The following is a 14,231-nucleotide window of genomic DNA, read 5'->3' on the forward strand; positions in this document are numbered from 1 at the left end:
GAGAGAGGACCGCATGAAGGAAATCCTGCAGGAACTGGAACGTCGTCGCGAGGTCGCAAGGCTCGGAGGCGGACAGGTGCGCATCGATGCGCAGCATGCGCGCGGCAAGCTGACTGCGCGCGAGCGCATCGATATTTTCCTCGACGAGGGCTCCTTCGAGGAATTCGACATGTTCGTCGAACATCGCTCGACCGATTTCGGCATGGACAAGAGCAAGATAGCCGGCGACGGCGTCGTCACCGGATGGGGCACCATCAACGGGCGTACCGTTTTCATTTTTGCCAAGGATTTCACGGTTTTCGGCGGATCTCTTTCAGAAGCACATGCGGAAAAGATCACCAAAATACAGGATATGGCGCTGAAGAACCGGGCGCCGATCATCGGCATCTACGATGCCGGCGGCGCCCGCATTCAGGAAGGCGTGGCCGCACTCGGCGGCTATGCCGAGGTGTTCCAGCGCAACGTGCTGGCCTCCGGCGTCATTCCGCAAATCTCCATCATCATGGGGCCATGCGCGGGTGGCGACGTCTATTCCCCGGCCATGACGGATTTCATCTTCATGGTGCGCGACACCTCCTACATGTTCGTCACCGGGCCGGATGTGGTAAAGACCGTCACCAACGAAACCGTTACCTCCGAGCAGCTCGGCGGCGCTTCGGTACACACGACGAAATCCTCGATCGCGGATGCCGCCTATGACAACGATGTCGATACACTGCTGCAGGTGCGCCGTCTCGTCGATTTCTTGCCGCAGTCGAACACGGCGGCGGTACCGGAGATCGAATGCTATCAATCCGTGACAGAGCCGGATAACTCGCTCGATACGCTGATTCCGGCCAATGCCAACAAACCCTACGACATCAAGGAGCTGATCTTGAAGATCGCGGATGAGGGCGATTTCTTCGAGATACAGGAAAGCTTCGCCAAGAACATCGTCTGTGGTTTCGGTCGCATCGAGGGAGCCACGGTCGGCTTCGTCGCTAACCAGCCGATGGTGTTGGCCGGCGTTCTCGACAGCGATGCATCGCGAAAGGCGGCCCGCTTCGTGCGTTTCTGCGATTGCTTCAATATCCCGATCGTCACCTTCGTCGATGTGCCCGGCTTCCTGCCGGGAACGGCACAGGAATATGGTGGGCTGATCAAGCATGGCGCCAAGCTGCTCTTTGCCTATGCCGAAGCGACCGTGCCGAAACTGACCGTCATTACCCGCAAGGCCTTCGGCGGCGCCTATGACGTCATGGCCTCGAAACATCTGCGCGGCGATCTCAACTATGCCTGGCCGACGGCGCAGATCGCCGTGATGGGTGCCAAGGGGGCGGTGGAAATTATCTTCCGCAAGGATATCGCCGACCCGGAAAAGATTGTAGCGCATACCAAGATGTATGAGGATCGCTTCCTATCGCCGTTCGTGGCGGCCGAACGCGGCTACATCGACGAAGTGATCATGCCGCGTTCGACACGGCGGCGGCTGGCGCAGGGGCTGAGGATGCTGCGCAACAAGGATCTGACCAATCCCTGGAAGAAGCACGACAACATCCCCTTGTGAGTCTGTGACAACAAGCCACGGATATCACACGAAAAATTGATTGAGTGTCAAAAGCCGTGTTTTCACGTTCGCGACTGTCCGCACTAATGCTTCCTCCAGGGGGAGTTAAAACTGGAGTTTAAAATGGCGCTTTCCGATCGGCTGACCCAATATCAGCCCTATGCTCTTACTGTATTGCGTGTCATGACCGGCCTGCTGTTCATCGAACATGGCTTGCAGAAGCTCGTTGGCTTTCCGGCCGGCGGTCAATTTCCTAGCCCCTTGCCGACCTTGATCTTGGTTCAGGGGATTATCGAAGTCGTAGGCGGATTGGCGACGATCGTTGGCTTCTTTACCCGTCCGGTTGCCTTCATTCTCTGCGGCAATATGGCGGTCGCCTATTTCATGGCGCATTCGCCCAAGAATTTCTTCCCGGCCAACAATGGCGGTGACGCAGCGATCCTCTACTGCTTCATCTTCCTGTTCCTGATCTTCGCAGGTCCGGGCCTTCTGGCGATCGACAATAGCAAGAAGTAATCCGCTTCGTCGCCGGGCCTGGCTGATCGCTGGGTCCGGCGAATAAATCCGCCTCTCGCGTGTTTGCCCCGTTGTCAGCGGAGCGAGAGCATTTTCGGCAGGATCTCCTTCGCATTCCCCTTCGAACGGAGATCTTCATGTCGTTTTTCGAGCGCTTTTCGCCATACCAGCCTGCAGTCCTCACAATTCTGCGAATCATGACTGCCCTGTTATTCATCGAACATGGTACGCAGAAGCTCTTCGGCTTTCCGCCGGCACCTTACGCCATCACGACGCTGTTCTTCGCTGCGGCGATCATCGAGTTCGTAGGCGGTATCCTCATCCTGCTCGGTCTCTTCACCCGCCCGGTCGCCTTTCTCCTCAGTGGCGAAATGGCGATCGCCTATTTCACGGTGCATATGCCGATCGACTTCTTCCCGGCCAACAATCAGGGCGATGGCGCAGTGCTGTTCTGCTTCGTCTTCCTGTTTTTGGTGTTTGCAGGCCCTGGAAAGTGGGCGCTGGACAATCGCCAGCGCCGATGACGGCAGCTTGTCAGGCGGCAAGCTTCAGGCCGGCGATGCCAGCCACGATAAGACCGATGCAGAGCAGTCGGACGAACGTCGCGGGATCGCCGAGCAGCCATATGCCCAAGAGAACAGTGCCGACCGTGCCTATGCCGGTCCAGACCGCATAGGCCGCGCCCATCGGCAGGGTCTTTACAGCGAGACCGAGCAGCACGACGCTGATGATCATGGATATGACGGTGAGGACCGTCGGCATCGGCCGGGTGAATCCGTCGGTATATTTGAGGCCGACGGCCCAGCCGATTTCGAACAAGCCAGCGAGGAAAAGCAGGAACCAAGCCATTTTACGCTCCTTTGTTAAGAGCGAGGCCGTCCCCGCGATGTCTGCGGCCGGTCATATTCGCCGGCCACCGCAGTCGTCTGCGCATTTTGTATATGCCTTTGCCGAAGGCGCTTTTCAAGGCATGAGCCGCATGGCAGCCACGCAACCTTCATCTTGCCAGGCGTTCGGCATGCCACTTCAGGTGATCGTCCATGAAGCTGGAGATAAAGTAATAGGAATGATCATAGCGCTCATGCATGCGCAGCGTCAGACCGATATCGGTGCCCGTGATCGCATCTTCGAAAAGCCATGGGCGCAGGCCTTTTTCGAGGAAGCTGTCCGCCTTGCCCTGGTCGATCAGGAATTCCGGGAAGCGGGCACCGTCCTCGACGAGGGAGCAGGCGTCGTATTGTCTCCAGGCCGTCTTGTTGCTGCCGAGATATTTCTCGAGAGCGGGAGCCGACCAATCGGCCGTCGACGGCTGCACGATCGGGGCGAAAGCCGAGCAGCTCTTGAAGCGCTTCGGGTTTTTCAACGCGATCGTCATGGCGCCATGGCCGCCCATGGAATGGCCGAAGATACCCTGGCGGCTCATATCGGCACGGAATTGCTTGGTCACGAGCGCGGGTAATTCCTCGGTTATATAGCTGTACATCCGGTAGTTTTCGGCCCAGGGCGTCTCGGTGGCGTCGAGATAGAAGCCGGCGCCTTTGCCCATCTGCCAATTGGTCAGCTCGTCCGGCACGTCATTGCCGCGCGGACTCGTGTCCGGGCAGACGATGATCAGGCCGAGCTCGGCGGCCATGCGGCGATACTCGCCTTTTTCCATGACGTTGGCGTGGGTGCAGGTGAGACCGGAAAGATACCAGAGGACAGGCCGAGGCTCGGTAATCGCCTGCGGCGGCACGAAGACGGCAAAGGTCATCTCGCATTTGCAGGCTTCAGATTCATGCGAAAAGACACCCTGCATGCCGCCGAAGGCGGTGTTCTGGGAAATGATGTTCACGATTGGTCTCCAGGCGATTGGTGAGTTTTAGAGCGTAACGGCTTTCTTCTAATTGCCATTACGCTCTAATGCTTTGATTTTGCATAATCTTATCTTAAAACCGCTGCGCACTTTTTGGGATCATGCTCCGGCACGCCGGCAGAGCCGGTCGAAGGTTTCGAGAAAGGCGGAGCGGTCGCGCGGCGAGAAGGCGGCATTGTAGCCCTTGCTTTCGCCGGTTTCGCGAAGGTGCGCCCCGAGATCGCGCATGGCCGTCGCCATGCCGATATTCGTCTTGTCGAAGATGCGGCCGGTCGGCCCCGTCACAAGCGCTCCCGTCGCAACGCAGCGGCCGGCGAGCGGCACGTCCGCCGTGACGACAATATCGCCGGCGCCCGCATGTTCGGCAATCCAGTTGTCGGCGGCATCGAAGGCGTTGGAGACAATGACGTTATGCACCATCGGATCCCGCGACGGCCGCAGCCCCGAATTGGCGACGAAGGTCACTTCGATGCCGTGGCGTTCGGCAACCTTCAGGATCTCCGGCTTGACCGGACAGGCATCAGCGTCGACATAGATCATGATATCAAATCTTTTCAGTTATATGCGGCGTATTTCTCATGCGCCGCATACGTTTCTTTTCGCGACTTCGAGTGTCAGTACACCACGACGCCCCTGACACTCTTTCCGGAGTGCATGAGCTCAAATCCCTTGTTGATGTCTTCGAGCGGCATGGTGTGGGTGATCATCGGATCGATCTCGATCTTGCCTTCCATGTACCAGTCGACGATCTTCGGCACATCGGTGCGGCCCCGCGCGCCGCCGAAGGCCGTCCCCATCCACGAGCGGCCCGTCACCAGCTGGAACGGCCGCGTCGAGATCTCCTGGCCGGCGCCGGCAACGCCGATCACCACCGACTTGCCCCAGCCGCGATGGCTCGCCTCCAGCGCCTGGCGCATCACCTTGGTGTTGCCGGTGCAGTCGAAGGTATAGTCGGCCCCGCCGATCTGGTCGGCGCCACGCTTCGTCATGTTGACGAGATAGGGAACGATGTCGTCGCCGACTTCCTTCGGATTGACGAAATGCGTCATGCCGAAGCGCTCGCCCCAGGCCTTCTTGTCATTGTTGAGATCGACGCCGATGATCATGTCGGCGCCGGCCAGCCTCAAGCCCTGGATGACGTTGAGGCCGATGCCGCCGAGACCGAAGACGATCGCCGTTGCCCCCATCTCCACCTTGGCGGTGTTGATGACCGCGCCGATGCCCGTCGTCACGCCGCAGCCGATATAGCAGATCTTGTCGAAGGGGGCGTCGGGATTGACCTTGGCAACGGCAATCTCCGGCAGCACGGTATAATTGGCGAAGGTCGAGCAGCCCATATAGTGATGGATCTTGTCCTTGCCGATCGAGAAGCGCGAGGTGCCGTCCGGCATCAGGCCTTGGCCTTGCGTCGCGCGGATCGCCGTGCACAGGTTGGTCTTGCGCGACAGGCAGGACGGGCATTCGCGGCATTCGGGCGTATAGAGCGGAATGACGTGGTCGCCCTTCCTGACCGAAGTCACCCCCGGTCCGACATCGACGACGATGCCGGCGCCCTCATGGCCGAGGATCGCCGGGAACAAGCCTTCCGGATCGGCACCCGACAGGGTGAAATCATCGGTATGGCAGATGCCGGTCGCCTTGACCTCGATCAGCACTTCGCCGGCCTTCGGCCCCTCAAGCTGAACCGTCATCACTTCTAGCGGCTTGCCGGCGGCAATGGCTACGGCGGCGCGAACGTCCATGATCTCATCCCTTTTTGCTATGATTTGGTCCGCGCGACATTGGCATGGGCGCGCAGGGCGACTCAAGCCAAAATCAGACACTTAGCGTCGCAATCGTCATGTTTCAGCCGAGCAACCGCCGCTCAGTTTTTCCGAAAGGGTGGCGATACCTATATCCGGATCAGGCAAATTCCATGATCACGGCATCGACAGCGAGGCTCTCACCCGGCTTGGCGTTGATCTTGCCGACGACCAGGTCGCGTTCGGCGCGCAGGACATTTTCCATCTTCATCGCCTCGACGATGGCCAGCGTCTCGCCGGCCTTGACTTCTTGTCCCTCGGCAACGGCAATGGCGACGACCAGGCCAGGCATGGGGCAGAGCAGCAGCTTCGACGTGTCGGGCGGCAATTTGACGGGCATGAGCTTGTCGAGCTCAGCCTGACGCGGGGTGAATACCTTGACCCTGACGGAAATGCCCTGCCAGTCGATACGCAGGCCGTTCAGCAGGCTGCGGATCTGGACGGTCAGCTTGCGGCCGTTTACGGTGCCGGCCCAGACGGCATCGCCGGGACGCCAGTCGGTTGCGACAGTCACGATCTTGCCGCCGATCCGCATATCCATCTCGAAAGGAATGGTCACCACACCCTCGAGCAATGCCACGGGCAGGTAGGCCGTGCCGAGCTTGACGATCCAGTTCTCCGGCAACGGCCCGGCTGTGGGACGCAAGCGATCGGCATAGCGTTCGCGGCGGTTGGATTCGATCAGGCTGCAGGAGAGGGCGACTGCGGCAAGAAGTGCTGTCTGGTCCTCATCCGGCGTCACAGGCGCGAACCCATCAGGATATTCCTCGGCAATGAAGCCGGTAGAAAGGCGGCCCTCGCGCCAGCGCGGATGCTTCATCAGCGCGGACAGGAATGGCATGTTGTGTTCGATGCCGTCGACCACGAAACCGTCCAAGGCTTCGCCCATCGCTTCAATCGCTTCCAGCCTGGTGGGAGCCCAGGTGCAGAGCTTGGCGATCATCGGATCATAGTACATGGAGATCTCGGCGCCTTCGAAGACGCCGGTGTCGTTGCGGACGGCCGATTTTTCCGTCTTGCCCTCGCGCGGCGGGCGATAGCGCGTCAGACGGCCGATCGAGGGCAGGAAATTGCGATAGGGATCCTCCGCATAAAGGCGGCTTTCGACCGCCCAGCCGTTGAGCTTGATATCCGCCTGCTTGAACGGTAGCTTTTCGCCGGCGGCGACGCGGATCATCTGCTCGACGAGGTCGATGCCGGTCACAAGCTCCGTCACCGGATGCTCGACCTGCAGGCGGGTGTTCATTTCGAGGAAGTAGAAGTTCCTGTCGCGATCGACGATGAATTCGACCGTGCCGGCACTTTGATAATCGACGGCCTTGGCGAGCGCCACGGACTGTTCGCCCATGGCCTTGCGCGTCGCCTCGTCGAGAAACGGCGAGGGCGCTTCTTCCACGACCTTCTGGTTCCGGCGCTGGATGGAGCATTCCCGCTCGCCGAGATAGACCACGTTGCCATGGGCATCGGCCAGTACCTGGATCTCGATGTGCCGGGGGTCGACGACGAATTTCTCGATGAAGATGCGATCGTCGCCGAAGGAGCTTTTCGCTTCCGAACGGGCGCGCTCGAACCCGTCGCGCACCTCGTCCTTGCTCCAGGCAATGCGCATGCCCTTGCCGCCGCCGCCGGCGGAGGCCTTGATCATGACGGGATAACCGATCTCGGCCGCGATCCGCTCGGCGTGATCGGCGTCATCGATGATGCCGAGATGGCCCGGCACGGTGGACACATTGGCGGCGTTGGCGAATTTCTTCGATTCGATCTTGTCGCCCATGGCCTCGATCGCCTTCGGCTTGGGGCCGATGAAGATGATGCCTTCCTTCTCCAGCGCCGCGCAGAAGGAGGCGCGCTCGGAGAGGAAACCGTAGCCCGGATGAACCGCTTCGGCGCCGGTCTCCTTGCAGGCGGCGATGATCTTGTCGGCGACGAGATAGCTTTCGGCGGCGGGCGCCGGACCGATATGGACTGATTCATCCGCCATTTCGACATGAAGAGCATCCCGATCGGCATCCGAATAGACGGCGACCGTCAGGATACCCATCCGGCGCGCCGTCTTGATCACGCGGCAAGCGATCTCACCGCGATTGGCGATCAGGATTTTCTTGAACATGCAATCTCCGCCCAAATACTCTATTCAGTCAGTGTTTTAGCCACAAATTGCATGGCCGGTCCATGCGCAAGCTGTCTTGGCTCACGCCGCTTTTGCCAATTTTGACTGCACGCGCTCCCGCCAGATGATGAAGAGACCGGAGCTGACGATGATGGCAATGCCGATCCATTTGGAAAGATTGGGGAAATCGCCGAAGATCGCGTAGCCGAGGACGGTGGCGGAAATGATCTCGAAATATTGGAACGGGGCGAGCAGCGAAAGGGGTGCCAGCCGGAAGGCCCGGACGACAAGCATATGCGCGTAGCCCGATATCGAACCCAGAATCAGTAGAAGCGCGAGGCCGAGCGCAGAGGCGGGCAGGGAAGGCTCGAAATCGGCGATGCCGGCGGATGCCCCGGCCAACAGGGTGGCCGTCATGAACAGCGTGCCGCCTACGCCGGCCATGACCTGCATCGTCAATGGCGAATCCGCCTCGCCGACGGCGCGATTCATGAACAGATAGAGTGCAAAGAGGAAGGCGCAGGCTACAGGCAGCAGCGCTTTCAGCCCAAAGATCTCGAAACTCGGCTGAATGACGATCATCGCGCCGACGAAGCCGATGGCGATCGCCAGCCAGCGTCTCCAGCCGACCTTGTCGCCCAGAAACAGAGCTGAAAGTGCTGTCAGCATGAATGGTTCGACGAAATAGATCGCGAAGACATCGGCAAGCGGCATGTATTTGACCGCTGCGAAGAAGAGCAGGCTGGCCGCACCGTGCAACGCGCCACGCAGGAGGTTCATCCAGGGACGCTTTGCCGAGAATGCCGACCGTCCAGTTTCGGTCGCCAGCAGCGGCAGCATGCAGACAATCTGAAAGAAGAAGCGATAGAAGGTCACCTGGCCTGGCGACATGCCTTCGAAACTCGCCATGTACTTGGCAATCGCATCCATCGTCGGCAGCAGGAACATGGCGCTTGCCATGATCGTCATGCCTTTGAGGGGATTCTGCTGTGTGGAAACGGCGGGAGAGATGGACATGAAGAGACATCAAACACGAGAGAGGCATGCAATCAAGGCGCGATCGTGAGCGGATCGCAAGACGCGGAAACAGGCATGGCAAAACGTCACACTTTTCCATTTGGGACAGATCGGAATGGCGGGATGACGTCCTTAGACCTATCTCCGCCTTCGGAAACGGATAAAACATAAACGCGCCGCACAAAAAATCAGCGACGCAGCCAGGAAAAGGATCGCACCGATGTTCAAACCCGAACAAGAGACGACCGTTTTTTCGGATGAGGGCGACGATACGCTGGGCGGACGGTTGTCCATGGCCCGCGATGCCGCCGGCATCAGCCTCGAAACATTGGCAAGCCAGCTTGGCGTCAGCGAGGAGACGATGCTTGCCTGGGAATCCGATCGCGCCGAACCCAACCCCTCCGCCCTGGTGAAGATGTCGGCTCTCTTCGATGTTTCCCCGGCGTGGTTGATGACCGGGTCGGGCGATGGTCCTGGAGAGGATAGCGACGAGCGCGCCTTGGAAGCTGTCCGAAACGAGCTTTCGCGGCTACGAACAGCACACCAGGAAATCGGCAAACTGATCGAGGCGACCACTCACCAACTCGAGCGGCTCGATCATCAGATCCGGCTGCGCAAACTCAGCAAGGACGTGGCGCATTGAGCGCGGAGCTGGGCATTTCTAGCTCAGGCGGGCAATCGTATCGTCAAGATCGATAATCTCGGCACCGCCTTTTGCGCTCACGCCCTGCATCTTCATCGCCAGCAGTTCGTCGCGATGGGCGATCTTTTCGCCTCTGATTTTGATAAGCTTCAAACGAAAATCATCATTCATCTCAAACCCCTCCGTTTGGAGTGAATTATCCGCCGTTTGCCGGACTGCCGTTGTTTTCCAGGTTCATCTCCGTCGATCTCAGTCGTGCCCGCGTCCGCGATACGTGGTCGGGACGCCGGCCTCCTCATGGCATTGTGCGAGAGTTTCCAGCCACTCTGCCAATCCGGCCGGCACTTCGGCATTTCCAACTTCCATTGCCTCCACCCATGATAGGTCGCATTGCAGGGCGCTCGCCAGATTGATAGGCGTCCAGCGGATATGCAAAAGGCATTCGGAAAAGCGTTCTGGCGTCATGCATCCTCCGATTTTTGAAGAATTTCACGGTGCCAGAGAGGGGCGCGAAGTCAAGTAACCGCGGAGACCTAACGGCTCTCGCTGATCGAGGCGGGAGAACAGCATGAACGCCCCGAACATACGAAAATATATGAGGCGGGGACACCAAGCGCTCGATATCGACAAAAGCTGATTTCAAGCGAGCAAGTACTCAACAGCGCGGAGAGATATCCGTTGTGTTCTGCGACCCGTTTCATTGCGGAATATATGCTTGCCTAAAGCACTGTTTGAAAAACAAAAAACCCGGCCTAAGCCGGGTTCTTTTTGGTGCGGTCGAGAAGACTCGAACTTCCACGGGTTGCCCCACAGCGACCTCAACGCTGCGCGTCTACCAATTCCGCCACGACCGCATCGTGGTAGGCTGGATTGCTCCGGCGCGGCTGCATGTAGCAAAAGCATTCGGGGGGCACAAGAGCGATGTGTCAGTTTTTTTAAATTCCTTCACAGCTCCTCCGATCGTATCAGCCCAGATGCGGTGGAAACGCCTTAGATGTTTGAATTTCCGCCCGAATAGCGCCATATGTGGACAACCCGCAGGCAGCGCTGGATTTCCACATGAGCGGCCGGCGGCACGCAAAGGACTGCCATATGCTTCGCACAGAACTTTCCCACCAGATGCTTCCCGTCCACGGTACGCCGCCTGTTCGCTGGCGGATCAGCGAGGGACTCGTGCCTTATGAAGAGGCCGTCGCCACCATGGAAGCCGAAGTCGCCGATATCGCCGAGGGGCGGGCGCCGGAGCTGGTCTGGCTGGTCGAGCATCCGCCGCTCTATACCGCCGGCACCAGCGCCGATGTCGCCGATCTCATCGAGCCGGATCGATTTCCGGTATTCGCGACCGGACGCGGCGGCGAATACACCTATCACGGGCCGGGCCAGCGCGTGGCCTATGTCATGCTGGACCTGAAGTGTCGGCGGCAGGATATCCGCGCCTTCGTGGGCGCGCTTGAAGAAGTCATCATTCGTACGCTCGATGCGATGAATGTGCGCGGCGAACGTCGTGAGGATCGGGTCGGAGTATGGGTCCGGCGCCCGGAAAAGCCGGTTCTACCAGATGGCACCGTAACCGAAGACAAGATCGCAGCCCTCGGCATCCGCGTACGCAAATGGGTGACGTTTCATGGCCTTTCGCTGAACGTCGATCCAGATCTCGGCCATTTCACCGGCATTATTCCCTGCGGGATTTCTGCTTACGGCGTCACCAGCCTCGTCGATCTCGGTCTGCCGGTCATGATGACCGATGTCGACATCCGCCTTCGCGACGCCTTCGAACAGGTCTTCGGACAGACGGTCAACGACGCGTAGGACCGATTCCCGAGCGCTTCCGCGCGATCCTAGGAAAGCCCGGCAGATCAAGCAGCCCTGTCCGATCGACCACTGCAGTTCGCCGCAGCCTTACAGGGAAAGGCGAATCATTTTGGACAGGTGGGTCTTGCGGCATGGCGCGCCAGCCAAGAAAAATGCCCTGGAAGGGAGAGCATCCAGGGCATAGAGAGGGGAACTGCAGGGAAGAGAGTAGGGCGACACGCTCGCACTTCAAGGCCCGAAGCCCGTGATAGGTTGTATCGCGTCAACAATCGCTTTCATCTATAGCGGGACATCGGCCACTGCTGATCAGCAGTTTGACGTTCGATGCCATTGCAGCCCGAACGCATCGCTGATCCGCGCGTGAGATAATCGAGCGCCATTATGCCATATCGGCATCTTTGCCTTATCTACCTCCGGATGAATCCGGCACCCCGACGAAAGACCATCAGCGATTGCCGATCCCGCCAAGCCTCTCTTTTTGATGGCTATTTTTGTACAGTTTGCGTTCATGTTCGTCCGCATATGGTGTTTTCCGTCGCCCCAGAAATCGCGCGTCGATTGACAATCGGTAGGGACGATACGATTAATAGTTTCGACATTCGTCATAGAGCGGAGGAAATGCCAATGACTAGTCGTGCCATTCTGTTGATGTCTTTTGCGTCTCTTGCAGTTGTAGGTTCGATGGGCCTCGCTTCTTCGGCTTCTGCGCTAACCATGAAAGAGTGCAGCGCCAAATACCAGGCGGCTAAGACCGCTGGTACCTTGAACGGCCAAAAGTGGAACGACTTCCGCGCGACGCAGTGCAGCGCCGATGCCAGCGCCACCACCACGACTGCGCCGGCAACCACCGCGCCGGCCACAACGACACCTTCCAAGACTGCGAAGACGACCGCTGCCGCCAAGGTAGACGCCAGCGAGCCCGATGCCATGAAGCCGCCGGCAAGCGAGCCGGCAAAGCCGACGACGGCTGCTCCGGCCGGCGTGACGTTCCCGGCAAAGGTCGATCCCAAGTATGCCACCGAGACGCCCGGCAAGGGCCGCTTCCATACCTGCGTCGACGCATACAACGCCGCCAAGACCAGCAATTCGCTCGGCGGCCTGAAGTGGATCCAGAAGGGCGGCGGCTACTACAGCCTCTGCAACTCCAAGCTCAAGGGCTGATCGCGTATCCAACCAATTGCAGAACGGGCGCCTTTTGGCGCCCGTTTTGTTTTGCAAACTTAGTCTCGCGCCTTTTCCCATTTCTTTACAAGGCGATCGCGCTTGAGCCTTGAAAGCCGCTGAAGCCAGAAGATGCCATCCAATTGGTCGATCTCGTGCTGAATGCAGATGGCCGGAAAATCCTCCGCCTCCGCTTCATGCACTTCGCCGGAGACATTCTGATAGCGGAAGCGGATGGATTTGGGCCTGACGATCTCTTCGGTCGCTCCAGGCATGGAAACGCTGCCCTCCGTATGTCGCATGGTCTCTTCCGAGGACCAGAGAATCTCCGGATTGATATAGGTGCGCACGCCATCATCGCGGCTAAGTTCTATCACCACGACTCGCTTGAGGACCCCGATATGCGGGCCGGTGATGCCGACGCCGGGGGCGGCGCGCATCGTATCCAGCAGGTCGCCGACGAGCATTCGCAGATCGTCGTCGAAGATGGTCACGGGAGAACAGGCGATTCGCAGTAGCGGATCCGGGAAGCGGATGATCGGGCGGGCGGGCAACGACACTCTCTATCGAATGAAAGGACATATGTGGATACCCACGATAAGGGCGGGTTGGCGATATTACCACCGCCTCGATAGCTGATTTATCAGCTATCTCTTCTATCGCTTCTGTCGTCCCGATTCGGACTGAGCCGGCCAGGCGGCATCCGTCTTCCTGGCCGCCATTGCTATCGAATTTACCTGATATTTCCCCTGGTTATCCTCGCGGCCCGACGGGGCGCGCTCCACGCGCTTTAGGAAACAACGGGCTGCAAACCCGTCAAAATTGACTATTACGTAAAAGTCAATATTATGGTGGGCAGCAGATAGGGGCGGAATCTTGGTCGACGGATATTATAGCATAACAGAACTTACTCGGGAATTCGGGGTTTCGACCCGGACGCTGAGGTTCTATGAAGACGAGGGTCTCATTCAACCTGAGCGCAAGGGGCGTACGCGCCTGTTCCGGCCCGCCGACCGACGCCTCATTGCCGAAATCCTCCGTGGCCGCCGCATCGGCTTCACCATCGCCGAAATCCGCGAGATCATTCAGGTCTACAGGGAGCCGCCGGGCGAGATCGGCCAGTTGAAGCTGCTGATGAAGCGCGTCGACGAAAAGCGCGACGAGCTGCGCCAGAAGCGCAAGGATATCGACGATACGCTGAGCGAGCTCGACAATGTCGAGGAAGCCTGTCTCGGTCGTCTCGCCGAAATCGGCGTCGGGACCTGATCATGGGCCAACTGCCAGCGCCTTATACCCAGCGGCGCGTGTGCTTGCAGTAGAATTCGAATTCACAGCCGAAGCGCGAGAGCAAATGCATCTCCTCGCAGCGGATGACGAGGAATGTCGTCAAAGCAGCCGCCGCTGCCGCCATCGCCACGAACCATAGATTGCCGATCATCAGGCCGAGCCCCGCCGTCAGCAGGGTATAACCTAGATAGGTCGGGTTGCGCGTGAAGCGAAAGGGACCCGTGGTCACCAGATGCGCGCTGCAGCGTTGGGTCAAGACGGTCGTTCGCCTCTCCAGCAGCGTCTTGACGGCCCAAACGTTCAACGTCACCGCGACGGCGGTCAGGATCGCGCCGACGACCCATGAAGCGAGCGCCCAGATGAACGGCAGGGGCAATGGATACAACCGCTGGATATAGAGTGCCATAAGGACGGCAAGGCTATAGAGCAGCGGCGACCACGGAAAACTTAGCGACTTCGAACGATAGGCATTCATGGAATAA

At 59.1% G+C, this 14,231-nt stretch carries 17 protein-coding genes and 1 tRNA gene; 7 read left to right on the plus strand and 11 right to left on the minus strand.

The features are described 5' to 3' along the window. Window positions 1-13: 13 nt before the first annotated feature. The 3 genes from HGP12_RS01910 (at window position 14) to HGP12_RS01920 (ending at window position 2,586) form a co-directional block, all read left to right on the plus strand. The gene (locus tag HGP12_RS01910) at window positions 14-1,546 is read left to right on the plus strand and encodes an acyl-CoA carboxylase subunit beta (protein ID WP_168838859.1); all 1,533 of its coding nucleotides are present in this window, start codon (window positions 14-16) and stop codon (window positions 1,544-1,546) included. A gap of 123 nt (window positions 1,547-1,669) precedes the next feature. Continuing rightward, complete coding sequence (locus tag HGP12_RS01915) at window positions 1,670-2,062, plus strand: DoxX family protein (protein ID WP_168838860.1); 393 nt, start codon at window positions 1,670-1,672, stop codon at window positions 2,060-2,062. A 137-nt stretch (window positions 2,063-2,199) separates the two neighbouring features. Beyond that, entirely contained in the window at window positions 2,200-2,586 is a 387-nt protein-coding gene (locus HGP12_RS01920) for a DoxX family protein (protein ID WP_168838861.1), read from the plus strand. Between the two features lie 10 nt (window positions 2,587-2,596). Here the strand turns inward: HGP12_RS01920 and sugE are convergent, their stop codons facing one another. The 6 genes from sugE to HGP12_RS01950 all read right to left on the minus strand — a co-directional run bounded on the left by sugE (window position 2,597) and on the right by HGP12_RS01950 (window position 8,846). Next, window positions 2,597-2,911: a quaternary ammonium compound efflux SMR transporter SugE gene (gene sugE, locus HGP12_RS01925; RefSeq protein WP_168838862.1), complete on the minus strand. Its 315-nt coding sequence runs from the start codon at window positions 2,909-2,911 to the stop codon at window positions 2,597-2,599. 148 nt (window positions 2,912-3,059) lie between these two features. Next, window positions 3,060-3,896: an S-formylglutathione hydrolase gene (fghA, locus tag HGP12_RS01930; protein WP_168838863.1), complete on the minus strand. Its 837-nt coding sequence runs from the start codon at window positions 3,894-3,896 to the stop codon at window positions 3,060-3,062. 120 nt (window positions 3,897-4,016) lie between these two features. Further along, window positions 4,017-4,457, minus strand: a complete 441-nt coding sequence (locus HGP12_RS01935; RefSeq protein WP_168838864.1) for a YaiI/YqxD family protein — start codon at window positions 4,455-4,457, stop codon at window positions 4,017-4,019. A gap of 74 nt (window positions 4,458-4,531) precedes the next feature. Beyond that, window positions 4,532-5,659 carry an S-(hydroxymethyl)glutathione dehydrogenase/class III alcohol dehydrogenase gene (locus HGP12_RS01940; RefSeq protein WP_168838865.1) on the minus strand — a complete coding sequence of 376 codons (1,128 nt, stop codon included), beginning with the start codon at window positions 5,657-5,659 and terminating at the stop codon, window positions 4,532-4,534. 160 nt (window positions 5,660-5,819) lie between these two features. Beyond that, window positions 5,820-7,829 carry an acetyl/propionyl/methylcrotonyl-CoA carboxylase subunit alpha gene (locus HGP12_RS01945; protein ID WP_168838866.1) on the minus strand — a complete coding sequence of 670 codons (2,010 nt, stop codon included), beginning with the start codon at window positions 7,827-7,829 and terminating at the stop codon, window positions 5,820-5,822. Window positions 7,830-7,910: 81 nt separating this feature from the next. Further along, the gene (locus HGP12_RS01950; RefSeq protein WP_168838867.1) at window positions 7,911-8,846 is read right to left on the minus strand and encodes a DMT family transporter; all 936 of its coding nucleotides are present in this window, start codon (window positions 8,844-8,846) and stop codon (window positions 7,911-7,913) included. A gap of 220 nt (window positions 8,847-9,066) precedes the next feature. Here HGP12_RS01950 and HGP12_RS01955 point away from each other — a divergent pair, with 220 nt between their 5' ends. After that, window positions 9,067-9,489: a helix-turn-helix domain-containing protein gene (locus tag HGP12_RS01955; RefSeq protein WP_168838868.1), complete on the plus strand. Its 423-nt coding sequence runs from the start codon at window positions 9,067-9,069 to the stop codon at window positions 9,487-9,489. An 18-nt stretch (window positions 9,490-9,507) separates the two neighbouring features. Here the strand turns inward: HGP12_RS01955 and HGP12_RS01960 are convergent, their stop codons facing one another. The 3 genes from HGP12_RS01960 to HGP12_RS01970 all read right to left on the minus strand — a co-directional run bounded on the left by HGP12_RS01960 (window position 9,508) and on the right by HGP12_RS01970 (window position 10,343). Continuing rightward, window positions 9,508-9,660: a hypothetical protein gene (locus HGP12_RS01960; protein WP_168838869.1), complete on the minus strand. Its 153-nt coding sequence runs from the start codon at window positions 9,658-9,660 to the stop codon at window positions 9,508-9,510. A 78-nt stretch (window positions 9,661-9,738) separates the two neighbouring features. Then, a complete protein-coding gene (locus HGP12_RS33900; protein ID WP_120664072.1) occupies window positions 9,739-9,954 on the minus strand; it encodes a hypothetical protein in 216 nt (71 codons plus the stop codon). Window positions 9,955-10,258: 304 nt separating this feature from the next. Continuing rightward, window positions 10,259-10,343 (minus strand) — tRNA-Leu (locus HGP12_RS01970). Window positions 10,344-10,581: 238 nt separating this feature from the next. Between HGP12_RS01970 and lipB the strand changes: the two genes are divergently transcribed. Both lipB and HGP12_RS01980 read left to right on the plus strand, forming a co-directional pair. Next, window positions 10,582-11,298, plus strand: coding sequence for a lipoyl(octanoyl) transferase LipB (lipB, locus tag HGP12_RS01975; protein ID WP_168838870.1), 717 nt, complete (start codon window positions 10,582-10,584; stop codon window positions 11,296-11,298). A gap of 627 nt (window positions 11,299-11,925) precedes the next feature. Beyond that, complete coding sequence (locus tag HGP12_RS01980) at window positions 11,926-12,462, plus strand: hypothetical protein (protein WP_168838871.1); 537 nt, start codon at window positions 11,926-11,928, stop codon at window positions 12,460-12,462. A gap of 59 nt (window positions 12,463-12,521) precedes the next feature. On the opposite strand, the gene HGP12_RS01985 is transcribed toward HGP12_RS01980, so the two are convergent. After that, window positions 12,522-13,016, minus strand: a complete 495-nt coding sequence (locus HGP12_RS01985; RefSeq protein WP_168838872.1) for a peptide deformylase — start codon at window positions 13,014-13,016, stop codon at window positions 12,522-12,524. Window positions 13,017-13,335: 319 nt separating this feature from the next. Here HGP12_RS01985 and HGP12_RS01990 point away from each other — a divergent pair, with 319 nt between their 5' ends. After that, window positions 13,336-13,728 carry a MerR family DNA-binding transcriptional regulator gene (locus HGP12_RS01990; RefSeq protein WP_168839169.1) on the plus strand — a complete coding sequence of 131 codons (393 nt, stop codon included), beginning with the start codon at window positions 13,336-13,338 and terminating at the stop codon, window positions 13,726-13,728. Between the two features lie 22 nt (window positions 13,729-13,750). On the opposite strand, the gene HGP12_RS01995 is transcribed toward HGP12_RS01990, so the two are convergent. Then, window positions 13,751-14,224 carry an isoprenylcysteine carboxylmethyltransferase family protein gene (locus HGP12_RS01995; RefSeq protein WP_168838873.1) on the minus strand — a complete coding sequence of 158 codons (474 nt, stop codon included), beginning with the start codon at window positions 14,222-14,224 and terminating at the stop codon, window positions 13,751-13,753. Window positions 14,225-14,231 lie beyond the last annotated feature (7 nt).

This window comes from Rhizobium sp. P28RR-XV (assembly GCF_012641385.1).
Classification (GTDB): Bacteria; Pseudomonadota; Alphaproteobacteria; order Rhizobiales; family Rhizobiaceae; genus Rhizobium.